This is a genomic window from Streptomyces sp. NPDC002328, from assembly GCF_042890065.1.
In the GTDB taxonomy this organism is placed as follows: Bacteria; Actinomycetota; Actinomycetes; order Streptomycetales; family Streptomycetaceae; genus Streptomyces.
The window spans coordinates 1-19,972 of sequence record NZ_JBIARQ010000037.1 but is presented as its reverse complement, the minus strand read 5'-3'; the positions used below and the strand labels follow the sequence as shown (position 1 = coordinate 19,972).

General features: G+C 73.4%; 14 protein-coding genes and 1 pseudogene. 11 read left to right on the top strand and 4 right to left on the bottom strand.

The window, feature by feature from the left end; all coding sequences use genetic code 11:
- Nucleotides 1-27: 27 nt before the first annotated feature.
- Entirely contained in the window at nucleotides 28-387 is a 360-nt protein-coding gene (locus tag ACFYX4_RS40270) for a M23 family metallopeptidase (RefSeq protein WP_389344850.1), read from the top strand.
- Here the strand turns inward: ACFYX4_RS40270 and ACFYX4_RS40265 are convergent, their stop codons facing one another.
- Nucleotides 388-1,470, bottom strand: coding sequence for a LacI family DNA-binding transcriptional regulator (locus tag ACFYX4_RS40265; protein ID WP_389344821.1), 1,083 nt, complete (start codon nucleotides 1,468-1,470; stop codon nucleotides 388-390). It lies immediately after the preceding gene.
- A gap of 129 nt (nucleotides 1,471-1,599) precedes the next feature.
- Complete coding sequence (locus ACFYX4_RS40260; RefSeq protein WP_389344819.1) at nucleotides 1,600-3,405, bottom strand: RICIN domain-containing protein; 1,806 nt, start codon at nucleotides 3,403-3,405, stop codon at nucleotides 1,600-1,602.
- Nucleotides 3,406-3,568: 163 nt separating this feature from the next.
- On the opposite strand from ACFYX4_RS40260, the gene ACFYX4_RS40255 reads away from it, so the two are divergent.
- From ACFYX4_RS40255 to ACFYX4_RS40215, 9 genes are all read left to right on the top strand, one after another.
- On the top strand, nucleotides 3,569-4,129 hold the full coding sequence (locus ACFYX4_RS40255; protein WP_389344817.1) for an RNA polymerase sigma factor: 561 nt from the start codon (nucleotides 3,569-3,571) through the stop codon (nucleotides 4,127-4,129).
- Complete coding sequence (locus ACFYX4_RS40250) at nucleotides 4,126-5,067, top strand: zf-HC2 domain-containing protein (RefSeq protein WP_389344815.1); 942 nt, start codon at nucleotides 4,126-4,128, stop codon at nucleotides 5,065-5,067. Before ACFYX4_RS40255 ends, ACFYX4_RS40250 begins: the two co-directional genes overlap by 4 nt.
- Complete coding sequence (locus tag ACFYX4_RS40245) at nucleotides 5,064-5,897, top strand: ABC transporter ATP-binding protein (protein ID WP_389344813.1); 834 nt, start codon at nucleotides 5,064-5,066, stop codon at nucleotides 5,895-5,897. Before ACFYX4_RS40250 ends, ACFYX4_RS40245 begins: the two co-directional genes overlap by 4 nt.
- Nucleotides 5,894-7,297 (top strand): hypothetical protein, encoded by a 1,404-nt coding sequence (locus ACFYX4_RS40240; protein ID WP_389344811.1) that lies wholly within the window; start codon nucleotides 5,894-5,896, stop codon nucleotides 7,295-7,297. The genes ACFYX4_RS40245 and ACFYX4_RS40240 overlap by 4 nt, the downstream gene beginning before the upstream one ends.
- A complete protein-coding gene (locus ACFYX4_RS40235; RefSeq protein WP_389344809.1) occupies nucleotides 7,294-7,869 on the top strand; it encodes a hypothetical protein in 576 nt (191 codons plus the stop codon). The genes ACFYX4_RS40240 and ACFYX4_RS40235 overlap by 4 nt, the downstream gene beginning before the upstream one ends.
- A gap of 160 nt (nucleotides 7,870-8,029) precedes the next feature.
- A complete protein-coding gene (lanKC, locus tag ACFYX4_RS40230; protein ID WP_389344807.1) occupies nucleotides 8,030-10,834 on the top strand; it encodes a class III lanthionine synthetase LanKC in 2,805 nt (934 codons plus the stop codon).
- A 3-nt stretch (nucleotides 10,835-10,837) separates the two neighbouring features.
- Nucleotides 10,838-10,972 (top strand): SapB/AmfS family lanthipeptide, encoded by a 135-nt coding sequence (locus tag ACFYX4_RS40225; RefSeq protein ID WP_389344805.1) that lies wholly within the window; start codon nucleotides 10,838-10,840, stop codon nucleotides 10,970-10,972.
- Between the two features lie 119 nt (nucleotides 10,973-11,091).
- Complete coding sequence (locus ACFYX4_RS40220) at nucleotides 11,092-12,903, top strand: ABC transporter ATP-binding protein (RefSeq protein ID WP_389344803.1); 1,812 nt, start codon at nucleotides 11,092-11,094, stop codon at nucleotides 12,901-12,903.
- Entirely contained in the window at nucleotides 12,884-14,662 is a 1,779-nt protein-coding gene (locus ACFYX4_RS40215; RefSeq protein ID WP_389344800.1) for an ATP-binding cassette domain-containing protein, read from the top strand. Before ACFYX4_RS40220 ends, ACFYX4_RS40215 begins: the two co-directional genes overlap by 20 nt.
- Nucleotides 14,663-14,677: 15 nt before the next feature.
- Here the strand turns inward: ACFYX4_RS40215 and ACFYX4_RS40210 are convergent, their stop codons facing one another.
- Entirely contained in the window at nucleotides 14,678-15,286 is a 609-nt protein-coding gene (locus ACFYX4_RS40210; protein WP_389344798.1) for a LuxR C-terminal-related transcriptional regulator, read from the bottom strand.
- Between the two features lie 620 nt (nucleotides 15,287-15,906).
- Nucleotides 15,907-19,446, bottom strand: coding sequence for a BTAD domain-containing putative transcriptional regulator (locus ACFYX4_RS40205; protein WP_389344796.1), 3,540 nt, complete (start codon nucleotides 19,444-19,446; stop codon nucleotides 15,907-15,909).
- Nucleotides 19,447-19,740: 294 nt separating this feature from the next.
- Here ACFYX4_RS40205 and ACFYX4_RS40200 point away from each other — a divergent pair.
- Nucleotides 19,741-19,972, top strand: a pseudogene (locus tag ACFYX4_RS40200) (hypothetical protein); the annotation flags it as partial.

The window sequence follows — 19,972 nt, the reverse complement described above, 5'->3', positions numbered from 1 at the left end:
GCGCCGGGCGCCCGCGTCGCCTCTCCCGTGCCGGGGCACGGAGTCACCACCTCGTACCGGAAGAAGGGGCCGCACTGGTCCCTGGGCTATCACACGGGCGCGGACTACGCCGCGCCGCAGGGCAAGCCGTGCGTCGCGGTGCTCAACGGTTCCATCGCCCGCAGCGGACGCGATCCCAGCTTCGGCGACTTCCTCGTCCTGCGCGCCGCCGGATTCGACTACTGGTACTGCCATCTCTCCGACCGGAGCGTGAACGGAGGTTCGGTCAGGGCGGGCCAGAAGATCGGGGAGGTCGGCGACACCGGCAACGCCACCGGCCCGCACCTCCACTTCGAGAAGCGCCCGGCCGGCGGCGGCTTCGGCACCGACGTGACGCCCAACTGGTGATCACAGGCCGCCGGTCGGAGGAGCCGCGGGCGGCAGCCGGCCGGGGTCCCGAGGTCTCGGCGGCGCGGTGGAGGAACGTACGACGAGTTCGACGGGCTGCTTCCGCGCCGTCGACGACTCCGCGTCCGGGTTCTCGATGGCGCGCACGAGCAGCCGGAGCCCGTCGCGGGCCACGGCGTCGAACGGCTGGCGCACCGTCGTCAGCGGCGGAAGGACGTAGGCGGCCAGCGGAACGTCGTCGAACCCGACGACGCTGACGTCCTCGGGCACCCGTAGCCCGGCTTCGGTGAGGGCGCGGGTGAGGCCGATGGCCATGTCGTCGTTGGCGGCGAACACCGCCGTGAGGTCGTCCCTGGCGGCCAGTTCACGGCCCGCCGCGTATCCGGACGCGGCCGACCAGTCGCCCTCGACGGGCGCCGGCGGCTCGCAGCCGCGTGCTTCGAGGGCCTGCCGCCATCCCGCCATCCGGTCCCTGGCGGCGAACCACCGCTGCGGTCCGGCGAGATGATGGACCGTCAAATGGCCTAGGTCCAGCAGGTGTTCCGTGGCGGCGCGGGCCAGCGCTTCGGCGTCCACTCCGGCGCACAGGGTCCGCTCCCCCGCGCCGGTGCCGGCCGGCGCGCCCAGCACGAGCACCGGTACGTCGCAGGAGAACGGATCGGCGCCCTCGTCGATGGGCTCCGACACGACGATGCCGTCCACACCCCGCTCCAGCAGCGACCGCACGGCGCCGCCGACTCCCCCGGGGTCGCCTTCGAGCGTGTTGACGATCGTCAAGGCGTACCCGGCGTCCCTCGCGGCCCGCTCCACGCCGAGGAGCAGGGACGCGGGACCGAACAGGGCGGTCCCGAGGGCCACCACGCCGATGGTCCGGGTGCGGCCCGAGGCGAGGGCTCGGGCCGCGCTGTTCAACCGGTAGCCGAGCTGCTCGGCCGCTTCGAGGACGCGGCGGCGCACGTCCTCGGAGACATATCGTTCACCGTTGAGCACCCGGGACACCGTCTTCTGGGAGACGCCCGCCCGTTCGGCGACGTCGACGCTTCGCGGCGCGGTGGGACCTCCGTCCCGTCCTCGTGCCCGCATCTCGACGTCTCCCGGTGTTCGGTGGTCCGGCTCCTCGGCTGCCGCAGCCACCCTACGATGCCGCATGCGACGCCGCCGCCGAGTGCTCGGCGTGTGTTCGGCGTGCTCGGCGCGTGCTCGACGGAGGCGCTACCGCACGAGCTTCCAGTCCTGCGACCCATCGGAGACCGCGTTCTGAAGGGTCAGTTGAGCCCCGGCGGACGCGCCGGTCAGATAGAGGCCGGTGTTCTCGGCGGACTGAAGCCTGTAGTGGCCGTCGGAGGTTGCGACGAGGTTCCAGCTGCCCGAGGAGCGGTCGTCGACCCACTGGCCGATCTTCTGGCCGACCGTGGCGTTTCCCGTCCAGACGGCCGCCGCTCGGCCGCCCGACTTGTTGAGCAGGGTCGTGCCGCCGTTCGGCGCGGTCACCACGTGCCAGTACTGGGTGTCCGGGTCCGCCGCCGCTCCGGCGTCCTCCAGGACCACGTCGGGCACGTCCCCGATGCCGAGGTTGGCGTCGTTGGTCCTGTTGCCGGTGCCGATCACCTGGCCGGTCCTCCGGTTCACGAGCCGGTAGTAGGCGCCGTCCGAGTCGCCGAGGTCGACCTCCGCGTAGGCGATCGTGGAGACGCCCTGGTTGTTGAGGATCGCTACGCGGCCGGTGCCGTCGACGTACTGGAGGTTGCGGCTGTAGCCGGCCGGTGAGGTCGTCTGGTACTCGGTCCACACCCCGTCGCCGCGTCCGCTGTCGTTGACCCAGACGTCGCCGCTGTTCGCGGCGTTGTACACCAGGCGTCCGTCGGGGAGCCGGACGAGGACCGGGCTGCCGCCGCCCGCGAGGGGGCGCGAGCCGGCGACGACCGGCAGCGCGCCGACGGACATGCCCGCCTGGGAGCCGCGGAAGAACTTCAGCGGGTCGTCGGCGATCACGTACCGGGTGTTGGCGCCGCCGCCCCAGTACTCGAAGGTGAGGATCCACCTGCCGTCCGTCGTGGGGACGACGTTGGTCATGCCCGGCCGCCCGCCGCCGATCTCCGTCTTGCCGCCGCCCATGTCCTGGCGGGAGCCGGCGACGTCGACGACCGGGTCGCTCCACCTGGCGCTGCCGCCGTCCCATGTCCGGTGGACGAGGATCTGGCCGTGCGAGTCGGGGGCCGTGCCGTTGGCGGGGTCGGGGGTCGGGACGCCGGTGACCGGGTCGAAGCCGACGTAGTCGTTCTCGTCGGAGTAGTAGCAGACCAGCTTGCCCTTGTGGACCATCAGGTACGGCTCCCAGAGGGGATCCACCTGCCGGTGGTCGTTCGCCGCCGCGACGTTGCGGCCGACCGCGCCCGCGCTGCCGCCCTGCCAGCCGCCGGTGGCGATGACGTTGACGACCTTCCAGGTCCTGCCCTCGTCGACGCTCGAGTAGAGGGCGATGGCGAGATCGGCACGGTCGCCGTCGTTGTCCGGCGTCCAGGCCGGGTCGGCCGCCTTGTGCTCCGTGTAGTAGTGGTCGTCCCCCGACACGACACTGGCGAGCAGCAACGTGCCCTTCTTCAGCGCGCCGACCTTCTGCGGGAGGACGTAGAGGTACGGGTTGGTCCAATTGCTCGTGTACTTGGCGTACTTGGGGTCCTTGGAGAGGTACGCCGGGGCCTTGGCCTCCGACAGCGGCTGCCAGGTCGTGCCGTGGTCGTCGCTCTTGTGGACCGGGAGGGTCTGGCCGTCGGCGCTTCCCGACGCGGGGACGACCGTGGACTTCTCGAACGCCGCGACCAGTCGCCCGCTGGGCAGTTGGGCCGACTTCGGGTAGACCGCGCAGTTGCCGCGCCCCTTCAGGCACGGGTCGCCGCCGAGCCGGTAGAGGATCCCGCCCGTCGGGTTGTACGCCTGCGCGCCGGACGCGGGGACGGCCAGCAGCGCGGACGCGGCGGCGAGGGCGCCCAGTGTCTTGCCCAGGCTTCTTCTCTGCATGGTTCCTCCTGCGCCGAGGGTGTGACTGCGCTGACATGTCTACGCAGTCACAGTGTGACCGTCAAGCGCTCGGGCGGGATTCGCAGTTGGCTTCCGGTTCGCGTGTGTGGCGGGCGTCACGTCCACGGCAAAACCTGCGGCCCGGCCCGCGCGTCTAGCCGGTGTGAGATCAGTCGAGGCAGCGCTGCACGAGGTGGACGAGGAGCGGCTCGTCCGGCTGGTGGCCGACGGGGACCGGGCCGCGTTCGAGGAGCTGTACCGGCGTACCTCGCCGTGGATGGCGGTGCGGCTGCGGCGACGGTGCGGGGACGAGCAGATCGTCGCGGAGGTCATGCAGGAGACGTATCTGGCGGTGTGGCGGGCGGCAGGGGCGTTCGCCGGGGCCGCCGTCGGGGGCACGGCCACCGGGTGGCTGTGGACGATCGCGGCGCGCCGCCTCGTCGACGCGTTCCGGCGGCGGGCCCACCACGCCGAGCCCCCGCCGGCCGCCGCCGTGCCCGAGGCGGTGCCCGCCGCGGAGGAGGAGGCGCTCGCGGCGAGCGTCGGCGGTGACGTAGGGGACGCGCTGCGGCGTCTCGCGCCGGAGTTGAGACAGGTGTTGCAGGCCATGGTGCTCGACGGGCTTTCCGTCCGGGAGACCGCGGTCCTGCTCGGGCTGCCCGAGGGCACGGTCAAGACCCGTGCCCGCCGGGCCCGGATCGCGATGCGGAGGGCGCTGGCATGAGCGTGGAACATGCGTCGACGCGAATCATCGAGGGATACGCGCGCGGCGGCGACGACCTCGCCGCCGACGAGGTGTGGGCCGTCGAGGCCCATCTGGAGGCGTGCCGGGTGTGCCGGGACCGGCTGGCCGACGCCGTCCGGGCGGGGGTGCCCGCCGTGGCGTCGATCGTCGACACCGTGTGGAGCGGGCTCGAACCGCAGGTGGCGGTCATCCCCGCGATGCCGCGCGGGCGGCGTCTGCGGACGGCGCGGCTGTCGCGGTGGCTGACGCCGGCGATGGCGCCGTGGCTGGCCATGGTGGTGGGCGTGACGCTGCTGGCGTTGCTGCTCGATCTGACCCATACCGGCACGGGCTCCGGGGCCGGTTCAGGGGCCGGGTCCGGGGCGGGTTTCGGATCCGGGTCGGGTTTCGGTTCCGGGACCGGTTTCGGCTCCGGTTCGGGTTCCGGTCTCAGTTCCGGATCCGGTTCCGGCGGGGTGTCGTGGGTGCTGCTGTTCGCGCCGGTCCTGCCCGTCCTCGGCGTCGCCGCGTCCTGGTCGCGGGGGCTGGACCCCGCCTACGAGCTGACCGCCGCCGCGCCCAGGGCCGGGCTCCAGCTGGTGCTGCGGCGCACCGCGTCCGTGCTCGGCGTGGTCGTGCCCGCGCTGCTGGCCGCCGGATGGGCGACCGGGGTGACGGCGGCCCAGTGGCTGCTGCCCTGTCTCGCCTTCACCACGACGACGCTGGCCCTCGGCACCGTCGTCGGCGTGACCCGCGCCGCCGTCGCGCTGGCCGCCGTGTGGGCCGCCGTGGTCGTGGGGCCGACCCTGGCCGCCGGCCGTACCGCCCTCGCCCTCCAGCCGGACGGGCTGCCCGCCTGGGGGCTCGTCCTCGCCCTCGGCACCGCCGTCGTGATCGCCCGCAGGGGCGCGTTCCGGGTGCTGGGAGCCCAGCGATGACCATCGGAAAGGACCACCACATGATGTCCGCGGTGAGCGCGGCCGACCTCGCGCCGACGCCCTACGCCTGGGAGATCCGGGCCACCGGGCTCAAGGTCAGGGTCGGCAAGAAACGCATGGCCGTCGACGGCCTCGACCTGTCGCTGGGAGGCGGCGTCCACGGGCTACTCGGTCCCAACGGCGCCGGCAAGACCACCCTCATCCGGACGCTGGCCACCGTCCTGCGCCCCACCGAGGGCACCCTCGAACTGCTCGGCGAACCGGTGGGCGGCAGGGGCGGGCAGCGTGCGCTGCGCCGCCGGATCGGCTATCTCCCGCAGGAGTTCGGCTACTACAAGCGCTTCACCGTGCGCGAGTTCGTCGAGTACATGGCGTGGCTGAAGGAGGTGCCGAAGGCGGACATCCCCGCGGCGGTACAGCGCGCCGTGGAACGGGTCGGGCTGGCGGACCGCGCCGACGAGAGGATGAAGGCCCTTTCCGGCGGCATGGTGCGCAGGGCGGGCATCGCCCAGGCCATCGTCAACGATCCGACGATCCTGCTGCTGGACGAGCCGACGGTCGGCCTCGACCCGGCGCAGCGGCTGCGCTTCCGCGAACTGCTCCAGGAACTGGGCGCGGACACCTGTGTGCTCGTGTCGACCCATCTGGTGGAGGACGTCGCCGCCGCCTGCACCGACGTGGTGCTCTTCGCCGAGGGGCGGCTCCTCTTCCAGGGCACCCCGGACGAACTGGCCGCCGCGGGCGGGCCCGAGCACGTCGGCGACAGTCCCCTGGAGCGCGGCTACTCCGCCCTGCTGCACAACCCCGGCCAGGAAAGGGGCACTTGGTGAACATCCGTGTCCTGCTGATCGAGTTGAGGCGCTCCGTGGCCCCGTGGGCCGGCGTCGTGGTCCTCACGACCGCGCTGGCGTTCCTGTATCTGCTCGACGCCGAGTGGTGGAGGGGCACCACCGCGTGGACGGCGCAGTGGACGACCATGGCCCTGTGGACCCGCTCGCTGCTGTTCTACCTGTGGCCCCTCGCCGTGGGGCTCGGGGCGCTGCAAGGGCTGCGCGACCACCGCTCGAAGATGTCCGAGCTGCTGGCGAGCACGCCGCGGCCCGCCCGGCACCGCGCGGCCGCGCTCGCCGGCACCACGGCGATCACGCTCGCCTCCGCCTACGCGCTCCTCGTCCTCGTCGGCGCGGTCCAGGTGTCCACCAACACCGCGTACACGCACGCCGGTTGGCTGCCCATCTCGCTGGTCGGAGCGCTGTCCCTCGTCGCGGGCGCCCTGCTGGGCATGGGTGCCGCGCGCGCCGTGCCGTCGGCGCTCACTCCGCCCGCGCTGGCCATGACCGCCTTCGTGTTCACCGCCCTCATGCACATGTCGCTGGGCCGGACGGAGACGGACACGGACACGGCGACCGGGATCCCCGACACGGAGCCCAACCTGGTCTCGCTGCTCTCACCGGCGGTGCAGGAGGTGCGCGACGTACTCCTCACGCTCTCCGCGCCCGTGCACGCCGGGCAGACGATCTGGCTGCTGGGCATGGCCGCCACCGGCTTCGCGCTGCTCGTCGCCGCCACCCCGCGCGCCCGGTTGACGGCCCTCGCCCCCGTCCTGGCGGGCGCGGCAATCGCCGTGCTCGTCCTCCCCGCCGATCCTCGCCGGATGTACGTCGTCGACGAGGCCGCCGCGGAGCCGGTGTGCGACGGGCCGGTGTGCGTGACCAGGACGCACGAGGCGCGGCTGGCCGGCCTCACGGATCCGGCCGGGAAGGCGCTGCGCCTGCTGCACGCCGCCCTCGGCGACCGGGCGCCGGTCTCGATCCGCGAGGACACCGCCGTACTGCCGGACGGCTCCACGCCTCAGCGGTCACGCACGAGCGTCCTCATCGACTTCGACGACTCCCTCGTCAGCGCCGCGCGGGGCGAGGAGCTGACACGGGCGCTGATCGCCGAGGGGATGGTGCCCGGGTGCTCCCCCGTCGGCTGGGGCGACACCCTCAACGTCAACGACGCCGCCGCGCGGAGCATCGCGGCCGGCTGGGTCCTCGGTGACCGCGAGCCGCTCGGCGGTGACTCCCCCGCCGCCGACTACCGGAACGCCGTCGCCCGCCCGGTATGGAAGGAGTTCACCGCGCTGCCACGGGCCGAACAGCGTTCGCGGATCCAGGCCATGCACGCCGCCGCGCTCTCCTGCGAGGGCGACCCGCTCGGCGTGCTGTCCGGCGGTGCCTCCCGATGAGATGGCTGACGCTGTACGCGCGTTCACGGCAGGTGCCCGCCTCGCTCGCCGCGGTGGTGATCAGCTCGGTGGGGGTGTGCGCGCTCGCGAGGGACGGGGCCGCCGGGCCGGGTGATCCGCGGCTGCCCGTGCTCGTCCTCGCCATGGGGGCGATGGCGGCCTCGACCGGGTTCAGCGGGCAGGACCTCGCGCTGGACCGGACGGCCGCGTTCCGCTGGAGTCCCCGCCGCGCGGCCCACGTGCTGCTCGCCGGGGCGGTCGTCGGCATGGTGCTGCTGGGGGTGCAGGTGGTGGGCGAATCCACGGCCGCCGTCGCCTTCGTCGTCCGGGACAGCGCGGGTCTGATGGGGCTGGCCGCGCTGGGCGCGGCGATCTCCGGCGGCCGGTACGCGTGGACGCTGCCGTTCGCCTGGCTCTGCTGCTCGTTCCTCGCCCCTGCCCCGACGAGCACGCCTGCGCAGGTGGCGACCTGGATGCTGCTGCCACCCGGCACGGCGGCGGGCACCTGGACGGCCCTGGTCCTCACGGTCGCCGGGACCGCCGTCTACGCCCTCGCGGGGCCGAGACGGTAGCCGACGGCGCGCCCGTGCCGCGTTCGTCATGGGTGCGCCCGTGCCGCGTTCGTCATGGGTGCGGGTGTGCTGCGTTTGTCATGGGTGACCGATGACAGGCGTGACTGTCCCGGAACGCCTGCGCGCCGGAAGCTGGAGTCGACCCAGCGGAAGGCGACACATGGAGAAGAGGTACGAGGTCTTCTGCCTCGCCGACGACCACTTCTACGAGACCCCGGACCGTCTCTCGGGCGCACCGGACCGTCTCTCCGACGCACCGGACCGTCCCTCCGGTGCGGACGACAGCACCCCGCAGCACTACGAGCCCGCGCGTCGGCCCGCACCGAAGCACTGGCGTCGGCACGCGGCCGGCGACTGGCTGCATGTCACGCCGGACGACCGGCCCATGCCCAGGCAGGGTTGGAAGATCCATGTGTCGGCCTGCCTGGACAACGCGGAGAAGACGGCCGGCGTCGTCTGGGACTACTGCGTCTCCCGCACGATCCCGTTCAAGTTCGTGCCCGGCCCCCACCACCTGTTCCTGAGGAACTCGAAGTACGCGGGCCGCGGCACCAGCGGGAAGTTCGCCACCCTCTATCCGCAGGACGAGAACCAACTCCGGCGGGCACTGGAGGAGTTGGGCGACCTCCTGGACGGCGAGCCGGGTCCGTACATCCTCACCGACCTGCGCTGGCGGCGCGGGCCCCTGTACGTGCGGTACGGGGGCTTCGCCCAGCGGTTCTGTCCCGGCCCCGACGGAACGCTCGTACCGGCCATCGAGGACGGCGAGGGCCGATTGGTGCCCGACCGTAGGGACCCCGCGTTCCACGTGCCGGAGTGGGTGACCCTGCCCCCCTTCCTGGAACCGGAGTTGGCCGCCCGCAACGCCACGACCACCCATGACCTGCCCTACCGGATCGAGCAGGCCCTGCACTTCTCCAACGGCGGCGGGGTGTACGTCGGCCGCGATCTGCGCACCGGGGAGAAGGTGGTCCTCAAGGAGGCCCGGCCGCACGCCGGTCTGGCGGCGGACGGCGCCGACGCCGTCACCCGCCTGGAACGCGAGCGGGCGGCGCTGGAACGGCTCTCCGGGTCGGGCGTGGCACCCGAGGTGCGGGACTGGTTCTCGCTCGGTGACCATCGCTTCCTGGTGATGGAGCACTTGGAGGGGAACACCCTCAACACCTATTTCGGCCGCCGCCATCCGCTGCTCGTCGCCGATCCCGATCCCGGTGTGCTCGCCGACTACACCGACTGGGCGCTGCGCATGCACCGGTCGGTCGAGGAGGCCGTCGCCGTCGTGCACGATCGCGGGGTCGTCTTCAACGACCTGCATCTGTTCAACATCCTCGTCGGCCCCGACGAGAACTCGGTGCGGTTGATCGACTTCGAGGCCGCCGCTCACGTCGACGAGGGGCGACGCCAGGTCGTCGCCCACCCCGGCTTCCTCGCGCCGGCCGACCGGCAGGGCTTCGCCATCGACCGCTACGCCCTGGCGTGCCTGCGCCTCGCGCTCTTCCTTCCCCTGACGACGCTGCTCACCGTCGACCGGGCCAAGGCGGCTCATCTCGCCGAGGCGGCGGCCGGGGAGTTTCCTGTGCCGCGCGCGTTCCTGACCGATGCGGTGCGGGAGATCGGCGGCGGGGAGGGGGACAGGGAGAGGGTTGGTGGACGGTACCTCCCGGTCGAGCCGGGCGACTGGCCCCGCAGCCGGACGTCGATGTACCGGGCCATCCTCGCGAGCGCCACGCCCGAGCGCGACGACCGCCTCTATCCCGGCGACGTCGACCAGTTCAGGGAGGGCGGCGGAACCAGCCTGGCCAACGGCGCGGCCGGTGTCCTGTATGCCTTCGCCGAGACCGGCTGCCCGCGCCACCAGGCCGGTGAGGAATGGCTGTTGCGCCGTACCGCCGAGCCCGGAGCCGGCACTCCGCTCGGTCTGTTCGACGGGCTGCTCGGCACCGCCTGGGTCCTGGCGCGCCTCGGCCACACCGGGCCCGCGCTGAAGCTGGCCGAGAGGGTGCTCGACGAGAACTGGCAGCGGCTCGGGCCCGAGTTGTACGGCGGGCTGGCCGGGGTCGCACTCGCTCTGGACGACCTGTCACGGATCACGGGCGAGGCTGCTCTGCACGAACACGCCCTCGACGCGGCGCGGTTGCTCGCGGACAGAGACAGCGGCAACGACACCGCCAGCGGCAACCGCACCGGCACCGGCACCGACGTCAGCCGCAGTGGGCGGCAGCAGCGCCCGGCGGGCAAAGCCGGCCTGCTGCACGGCTCCAGCGGCCCCGCGCTGTGCTTCCTCCGGCTGCACGAGCGCACCGGGGACACCGCCCTGCTCGACCTGGCCGCCCGCCATCTCCGCGCCGACCTCGCGCACTGCGCGACCGACCGCTCGGGCGCGCTCGCCGTGGACGAGGGCCGCCGCTCCATGCCGTATCTCGGCCGGGGCAGCGTGGGCATCGCCATGGTGCTCGACGACTACCTCGCCCGCCGCGACGACCCGGACTTCGCACGGGCCCGCACGGCCATCCTGCCCGCCGCCACCTCACGCTTCTACGCCCAGTCCGGTCTCTTCGGCGGACGCGCGGGCATGGTGCTGCACCTGGCCCGCACCACCGTCCCCGAGGACGTTTCCGGTCGGCTGGCCGACCAGATCGCCCGGCTGGCGTGGCACGCGGTGCCCTACCGAGGGCAGTTGGCCTTCGCCGGGGACCAGGTGATGCGCCTGTCGACGGACCTCGCCACGGGAACGGCCGGCTGCCTGCTGGCGATCGGCGCCGCGCTCGACGAGCGGCCTGCCGCGTTCCCCTTCCTCCCGCCGCTACGGCGGCCCCAGAGCCGGTCCCCGCAGTCGGGGGCCGAAACGGAAAATCCAGTCGCACACGCCGCGTCCGTACCGACGCCACCCGAGGAGGTCACCGGCGGGGATCCCGCTGGGCGACGCCCTGGTGGTCACGGAGGCGGCACTCAGCCGAAAGGATGAACCATGGTACTGCTCGACCTTCAGCAGCTCGAACTCCCCGAGCCGACCGAGACCCAGGAGGACGCCGCTTCGACGGTCAGCAGCGCGAGTCTGCTGCTGTGTTCCGCCAGCACGTCGTCCACCACCCTCTGCCTGTGACATGACCACCCTGCCTCGGCGCGCCTTCGTCCTCGTGACGGCCGAGCGTCGGTGACAGTCCGACGGGCGGGCCCCCGACGTGCAGCATCGTCGGGGGCCCGCCCGGGAAGGCCGAAGCGATGCGCCTGGGCGCAAGTCGACGCGACGAGCCAGATCCCTCAACCTCAACTGACCTCCTTCTGCGTGACGTTGTACGTCACAGCGCCGGACGCTGCACCGCTCTCTGTCTGATCGGGGTCTTCATCGCGGCCGTGGAACTGGCCATGCCCGCTGTCCTCGCCCACGCCCTCGACGCCCTGCTGACGCGGCGGCCGGCGGCCGGATCCGCCTGGCCCTGGATCTCTCTGGCGGCGGCCCTGACCAGCGCCCTGGTCGTTGCCCAGGCGGGCGAGGCCCTGCTCACCGGCACGACGGGGGCGCGTGCGGCTGCCTGGGCTCGCGGGCGGCTGCTGCGTCACGTGCTCGCTGTCGGTCCGTCCGCCCGCGACCGCTTCTCCCCCGGCGACCTGACCTCCCGGCTGGTCGGAAACACGGCCCACGCGGGTGCCGCGCCGGCCGCCGTGGCCGGACTGCCGACCGCCGTGGTCACCCCGCTGGGCGCACTCGTCGCCCTCACCCTGCTCGATCCCTGGCTGGGCGCGGTCTTCGTCCTCGGCATCCCGTTGCTCGTGCTGCTGCTGCGGGCTTTCGTGCGCGACACCTCCGACAGCGTCGCGCACTACCAGCAGGTCCAGGGCCGCATGGCCGGTCACCTGCTGGAGGCGCTGGGCGGGGCGCGGACGGTGGCCGCCGCGGGCACCGTGCGCCGTGAGACGTCCCGCGTCCTGAGCGCGCTGCCCGAACTGGGGCGGCACGGAACGAGGACCTGGCACGTCCTGGGCCGTTCCACGGCGCGCGCCGCGGTGGTCCTTCCGCTGCTCCAGATCCTCGTCCTGGCCGTCGGCGGCCTGCTCATGGCCGCTCACCGCCTGACGGTCGGCGAACTGCTCGCGGCATCCCGTTACGCCGCGCTCGCCGCCGGCATCGGTCTGCTGGTCTCCCGCGTCAACGACGTCGTACGCAGCCGGGCCGCCGCCGGCCGGGTCGCTGAGATCCTCGCCGCGCCCGCCCCCGCGCACGGCACGCGCGCGTTGCCGACCGGCACCGGACGGCTCGAGTTCCGCGGCGTCTCCGTGGTGCGCGGCGGCCACACCGTGCTCCGGTCCATTGACGTGCTGGTTCCGGGAGGTTCGTCATTGGCCGTCGTCGGGGTCTCCGGAGCGGGCAAGTCGGTCTTCGCCGCGCTGGCGGGGCGGCTCACCGATCCCGACGAGGGCACCGTGCTCCTGGACGGGGTGCCGCTGCCGGAGCTGCGCCGAGACGCGCTGCGCCGCGCGGTCGGTCACGCCTTCGAACGTCCGGCGCCGCTCGGCGGCACCATCGGCGGCACCATCGGCTTCGGCCCGACTCCCCTTCCGCGACGTGCCGTCGTCTCGGCGGCCCGCCAGGCGTGCGCCGACGATTTCGTCCGCCTGCTGCCGCACGGCTACGACACCCCCTGCCGGACCGTCGCCCTGTCCGGCGGCGAGGCACAACGCCTCGGCCTGGCACGGGCGTTCGCACACGCCGGCCGGCTTCTCGTGCTGGACGACGCCACCTCCAGCCTCGACACCGTCACCGAGCGCCGCGTCGACGCCGCCCTGTGGCACGGCCTCGGCGACCGCACCCGTGTCGTCGTCGCGCACCGCGCGTCCACCGCGGCCCGCGCCGACCTGGTGGCCTGGCTCGACTGCGGGCGCTTACGGGCGGTCGCACCGCACACCACGCTGTGGGGTCTGTCTGAGTACCGCGCGGTCTTCGAGCCGACGCCGGATGCCGAGGCCCACTCGCCGGGTGCGGCCCATCAACCGGGGCCTGCCGGAGGGGGGTTGGATGTCCGCCGCGCCCCGTGACGACGGCCCTGCGCCGGCCGGGCGCGGTCTGCGCGACGCGGGCTTCGCCTTCCTGCGCGGCCGCAGGCGGGCGATCACCGCGCTGGCCGGATGGTCCGTGCTGGAGGCCGGGCAGACCTTCCTGCTGGGCGTGGCACTGGCACGCGCGCTGGACGACGGTTTCCTCGGCGGACGGCCGGATCTCGGCCTGGCGTGGCTGGGGGTGGCCGGTCTGTCGGTGGTCGCCGCGGCCTTCGGTACGGGGCGTGCGTACCGGGCGCTGGCGGGGCTGGTCGAGCCGCTGCGGGACGCGCTCGTACGCCGGGTCGTCTCCACCGCCCTGGACACGGCCGTCGCGGGGCCCCACCGGACCGACGCGACCGCGGTCTCGCGACTCACCCAGCAGGTGGAACTCGCCCGGGACACCTTCGCCGGGGTGGCGATGGCGGCCCGTTCCTTCGTCTTCACCGCGGTCGGGGCTCTGGCCGGGTTGTTCGCGCTGAGTCCGCTGCTACTGGCGGTGGTGGCACCGCCGTTGATCGCCGGACTGTGCGTCTTCGTCGCCGCCCTCGGACCGTTGGCCCGGCGTCAGGACGCATACCTGTCCGCCGACGAGGAGTTGGCACGGCAGTGCGGACACCTCGCCGCCGGCCTGCGGGACATCACCGCGGCGGGCGCGGAGGAGGCGATGGCGACGGAGACCGACGCCCTGATCGCCGCCGAGTTCCGTGCGGCCCGCGCCCTGGCCCGGTGGGAGGTGTCACGCGTCCTCGCCCTCGCCCTCGCGGTACGGCTGCCGGTCGTGCTGCTGCTGATCACCGCGCCATGGTTGCTACGCCACGGAGTGACAGCGGGCGCCCTGGCGGGCGCACTCGTGTACGTCACACAGTCACTGCTACCGGCGCTGCACAGCCTGACCCAGGGCTTGGGCACGGCGGGCACACGACTGGGAACGATCCTGCGCCGGCTGTGGGATGAGCCGGTTCGCACGGAGCGGGGTGGCAGCAACAGCCGGACCAAGGCTGTCGGTTCGGTGTCGGTCGGGGGGCCTGCCGTCGAGCTCGACGGCGTCACCTTCGCCCACGGCGACCACACCACCCCCGTCGTCCGCGACCTGCGGCTCAGCCTTCCCGAGGGCGGGCACCTGGCCGTCGTCGGGCCGAGCGGTATCGGCAAGTCGACCCTCGCCGGTCTCGTCGCCGGCCTGCTGATCCCCCGTGGCGGCCAGGTACGGGTCGCCGGCGTGCCGGTGAGCGGTCGGCCCGCGGAGGAGCTGGCCGCGCTGCGGGTGCTCGTGCCGCAGGAGGCGTACGTGTTCTCAGGGACTCTCCGCGACAATCTGCTGTACCTGTGCCCCGCTCCCCCGCCGGAGGCGACGGTGCTCGCCGCCGTCACACGTCTGGGGCTCGGTGCTCTGGCCGACAGGCTCGGCGGGCTCGACGCGTCGGTCGATCCCCCGGCGCTCTCCGCGGGCGAGGCCCAACTGATCGCGCTGGCGAGGGCCTACCTCTCACCCGCGCCCCTGGCCCTGCTGGACGAGGCCACCTGCCACCTCGACCCGGCAGCCGAGGCCCGCGCGGAGCTGGCCTTCGCCCGCAGACCCGGAAGCCTGGTCGTCGTCGCGCACCGCATCAGCTCCGCCCGACGCGCCGGACGGATCCTGCTGATGGACGGCGCAGACGACCAATTCGGCACCCACGAGGAGTTGTTGGCGCGATCGGCGCTCTACCGCGACCTGGTCGGCCACTGGGAGGACGCGGCCGTCGCGGGCCGCGAGTGAGCGGTCTCGGCGGGCTCAGACCCAGCCCGCCTCCTGGGAGATGCGGATGGCGTGGACGCGGTTGCGGGCGCCCGTCTTGCGGGTGATGGTCGACAGGTAGTTCCGTACGGTGCCGTGCGTCAGATGCAGGTCCCCCGCTATCTCGGCGACGGAGGCTCCCTGCGAGGCGAGCGACAGCACGCTCAACTCCCGCTCCGTCAAGGGAACTCGGGCCGCCTGAAGAAAATCCCACCCCAGCGAGGTGTCGACGAACTGCTTGCCCTGCGCGACCCGTCTGATGGCCCCCAAAAGAGCCTCGCAGGGTTCGTCGTTGCTGACGTATCCCAACGCCTGCGCCCGTGAGGCGCGATGAAGGAGCCCCGGTCTGCTGGGCGGCGCCAGCAGAAGCAGCCCGCATTTCTCCGCCGTAGCGCGCTCGGCGAAGTGCTCCCACTGGGACGGGGGCGCCGCCGGGCCCGGGGCGTCCACGTCCACCACGCACACCCGGGGCTGCCAGGAGACGAGCCCGGTCACCGCCTCCGGCCATGACGCCGCGCTCACTTCCAGGTCGTGCTCCCGGCATAACAGCGTGGCCAACGCCTGCCGCAGCAGGCAAGTGTCGTGCACAACAAGAACCTTGATCACAGTGGCCCCCAAAGTCGTATGGGCCACTTCCGGTTACCCGCCCTCCCATTCGGCTATCACGGCCGATGAACATCGTTCACCGGCCCGGCGGTGCGCTGGCCGAAAAGGAAACGCGCGGCATTCGGATGCCTGGCACAATGCCGGCATGACTCTCCTCCGAAAGGGCGATGCCACGTAGGCGCCCGAAGGCCGTCCGCGCCGAGCGGTGGCGGCCACGCAAGCACATGCCGGTCTGTCGGATTCCCTCCGTATCGGCTCGAACCCGTGCGGCGATACGGCGCGTCGAGGCCGAACACCTGTGGCCGGACGCGGTCGCCCATGCTCTCAGCCGGTTCGAGTGGGCTTTCCGTGAGCCGGGACGGTATCTGAGCGGACCGTACGAGAGCCCCGGCATCGAGATCGAAGACGGACGCGATGATCTGGAAGTGGCTCTGCGGCATCTGCCCGCAGGAGCCCGAGCGGATCTGGGCCGCCTGGTGGAACGGATCGACGCGGAGTTCGAACGCCGCACTCTCCCGGACCCGGGTCCGGCGTGCGAGTGGACGGCGGGGCGCTGGTGGTGGTGGCGCCTTCGGGAACGATGATCGGGAACGGTGAGACGTGCGGTCCGCGCGAGATCCTCAGGTCGCCATGGTCCGCCGCCGCGCCCGGCTCGTCGAGAGTCCGTCAGCGGCCCGGCGGGCGGCGGAGGCCAGGTAGGGCGAGTTCCAGGCCTGTGCCACGCGTTCGGCCTGGGCGTAGTGCTCGGCGGCGGCGCGCTCCTCGCCGACGAGGCGGTACAGGTCGGCGAGGGCGTGGGCGAGCGGGCGGGTCGCGTAGGCCGCGCCCGCCGCGCCGGCGAGTTGGTCCCGTACGGGCACCAGTTGGGCGATCAACGCGGCAGCGGTGTCGGTGTCCCGGTGCAGGACGGCCAGTTCGCTGCGGTAGTCCAGCTCCAGCCCGTAGAGGTGGTCCGTCACCGGCCGCGCCGGGAAGCGGACCGCCCGCGCCTCGTCCAGCCGTCCCAGGCGGGCCAGGACGAGGGCGTGCGCCACGGCGACGGGGGCGCCGACGGCCTCGTACAACCCCCGCACGACCGGCTCCAGTTCGGCGGTGCGCTGCTGGGTGAGCAGGAGGGTGATCTGTCCGAGGAGGCGCGGTCCCGTGGCGTAGTGCGCTCCGACCCGCCTCAGCAGATCGTCGGCTTCGGCGTATCCGGCCTCCGCCTCGGCGAAGCGGCCCTCGATCTTCGCCAGCATGGCGGAGGTGGTCGCCGCTATGCCCCGCGCCCACACCATCCGGTAGCGGCGGGCGAGTCGCAGTCCGTCGGCGGTGTGCCGGCGCAGGCCGTCCGGGTCGTTGCGGGCTGCCGCCGTCATGCCGTCGAGGTGCTCGCACGTCCAGCGGTAGGCGGGCAGGTCGTGTTCCCGGGCCAGAGTGCGCAGTTCGGCGACGAGCGGGCCCCGGGCGTCGGTCTGCTCCTCGTGCGGCAGCAGCTTGGCGGAGGTCATCAACGCGGACGCGAGCAGGCGCGGTTCGGCGCTGGTTCGCGCCAACTCCAGTTGCGCGTCGGCTGCTCCGCGGGCCCGCCGCGCGTCCTCCGGGGCCACGGCGTCGACGAGTACCTGGAGGACGCGGGCGCGCGTCACGTCGTTCAGGCTGTGGTCGTGGGCGAGCCGTTCCAGTCGGGCGAGGGCCGTCCGGTCGAAGAAGCCGTCCAGTCGGCTGCGCCAGGGTGTGGGCTCGGTCCAGGCCCCGTAGACCGCCGCGACCAGGTCGTCCCGGTCGGCGCGCACCGCCAGTTCGACCGCGCGCTGCCGGGTGTGCCGGGCGGCGTCCGTCGCCCCGGCCCGCAACTGCGCGCTCAGCAGCCGCACGAGGAGCTCCACCGTCCGTTCCGGCCCGGCCCCGGGACAGGACACGGCCGCGGTGTGCGCCTGTAGGGCCTGCTGGATCAGCTCCACGGCGACGTCGTGGGCGTAGCGCCGTTCGGCCAGTTCGGCCGCCCGCAGCGCGTAGTCGACGGCGAGCGGCGCGTTGGCGGTGCGTCCCGACCGGGCGAAGTGGTGGGCCAGGGCGGCGAGATCGTCCGGGCGGTGGCGGCGCAGCTCCCGCGCGATGCGGTCGTGCAGACGGGCCCGTCGTACGCCGGACAGGTCGGTGTAGACGGTGTCGCGAACCAGCGCGTGCACGAAGCGGACACGGCCGGGTCTTGGCTCGGTGAGCAGGTCGGCGGCCACGGCCGCTTCGAGTCCTTCGAGCGTCGTGTCCTCGTCGGCGTCGGCGGCGTCGACGAGGAGGGCGACCTCGGCCTCCAGTCCGGTGACGGCCGCCAGTCGCAGGGCGGAGCGGGCCGCGTCGGGCAGGAGGGCCAGCCGCCTGCGCAGCACGTCCCGGACGCCCTGGGGCACCTCGGAGACGGCGACCAGGGCGCCCTCGTCGGCCAGCAGGCGCGCGCTCTCCAGGACGTAGAACGGGTTGCCGCCGGTGCGTTCGGCGAGCGCGGCCACGGTGGTCTGGTCGACGGACGCGCCGCAGACGGCATGGACGACCGTGGCGACGTCCCGTGGCGGCAGGCCGCCGAGCGCGACCCGGTGCGGGACGCCGGGGGCGAGGTGGGCGAGGGCCTTGACGAGGTGCTCCCCCACCTCGGCCGGGCGGTAGCTGACGACGGTGAGCAGCGGGACGCCGGTGACCTGGGCGGCGGCCTCGACGAGGGCGAGCGTCTCGGCGTCGGCGCGGTGCACGTCCTCCAGGAGGACGGCGAGGGGTCGTCCGGCGGCGGCGGTGCGCAGCCACGAGGTGACGGCGCGGTGCATGTGGAAACGTCCGGCGGTCGCCTCGTCGCGTGACATGACGGTCACGTTCTCGGGCTCGTGCAGCAGCGCGGCCAGTTCCTCGGGGCGTGGCGGCGGCACGGCGCGGGCGAGGGCGCCGAGCGCCTCCACCCAGGCCCAGGCGGGCGGGGCCCCCTCGTCCTGCGGGCAGCGCCCCAGCACGGTCCTCCAGCCCGCCTCCGTCAGCCGGCCGGCGAACCGTTCCAGGAGCGCGGACTTGCCCGCGCCCGCCTCGCCGGTCACGAGCAGCACGCCACCCGCTCGCCGGGCCGCCCGCGCGGCCAGGTCCGCGGCGTCCAACTCGGCGCTGCGGCCGACGAAGAGGCCGTGCGGGGTGCGCGGGACGTCGACGGGCAGCGGCTTCGGGGCGACAGGTGTCGGCGGGGCGGCAGGAATCGGCGGGGCGGCGGGGATCGGGGGCTGCGGGAGGGAGGTCGGGACATCGGGGGCCGTCGACCGCAGGACGAGTGCCTCGGCGGTGCCGGCAGCCGCCGGCCCGGACGCGGCCTCCTCCGCCGCCGCGTCCTGAGCGCGCCCCGGGGCGGTGATCGTGAGCGTGCTCGCCGGAGCGTGTTCCGGCACGGCCGCCCGCAGTACGTCGAGCCGCTGCGCAAGGATCGCCTGTTCGAGTCCGGCCAGGGCGGGTCCCGGGTCGCAGCCGAGTTCCTCACGCAGCACCGCCGAGGCGCGGCGCAGGCAGGACAGCGCGTCGGCCTGTCTGCCGCAGCCCCAGTGGGCGAGGGCGAGCAGACGCCATCCCTCTTCCCTCAACGGGCTCTGCCGGACCAGTGCTTCGGCCGTGAGGACGGCCTCGGCCGCGTGCCCGGTGCCGAGGTCGGCCGCCACGGCCAGTTCACGGGCCTGCGCGCAGAGCTCGGTGAGGCGGGCCGCCTCCGGCGCGGTCCACGGCTCGTCCGCGTGTTCCAGGAAGGGAGGACCCTGCCACCAGCCGAGCGCCTCGGCGAGCAGTCGGCGTGCCCGGTCGGCGGGCGCGTGACGGGCTCGTCCGACCCATGTCTCGAACCGCCAGGCGTCCACCGCCTCGTCCGGCAGCCGCAGGGCGTACCCCGGAGGGGAGGTGACCAGGACGGCGGCAGGCGTGCGCGGGGGCCGCTCCGGTTCCAGCAGACGCCGCAGGTTCGACACATAGGCTTGCAGGGAGGCGGAGACCTTGGCCGGGGGCGCCCCACGCCACACGTCCTCCGCGATCCGGTCCACGGGGACGACGCCCTGGCGGGCAGCGATCAGCAGGGCGAGGACGGCCCGCTGCCGCGGAGCCCCCAGTTCGACCGGCTTCCCCCCGACATCGGCGCCCAGCGGTCCCAGGACTCGAATACGCAGCACGCCGCGGGAATCTACCCGAGCGGCGCGCCGAGTCCCTCAACAGAAGCTAAACGGCCTGGCCGCGAGGGACGCGGGACATGCGCCGAGGGCCGCGGTGAGCGCATCACCACGTCGCACGCCGACGTCGTGTGCCGACATCGTGGCGGACGACGCCGAGGCACCCCAGGACGTCGTGGCGGACGACGCCAAGTCATCGCCAAGCACGCGCCAAGCGGTGGGAGGCACGGTGCTCTCCTGTTGTCCTGAACCGAGTTGCTGGAGCAAGTGAGCGTGTCCCTCCGCCGTACGGCTGTCATGCCTTCCGCCGAACAACGCCCCCATACCGACGAGATGGTGGTGGTCCACCGGGTCTTCCGGCGCGAGTCCGCGCTGCTGCCCCGCCTGGTCCGCGCCGTCGAGGACGGTGACACCGGCCGTGCGGCGCTGATCGCCGACTTTACCGACCGCCCCACGAGTCCCCGCGTCACTCGTTCGGACCCTCTCCTCCACTGTCCCGTTCGTATTAACCAACCTCCCCAGTTGTCTT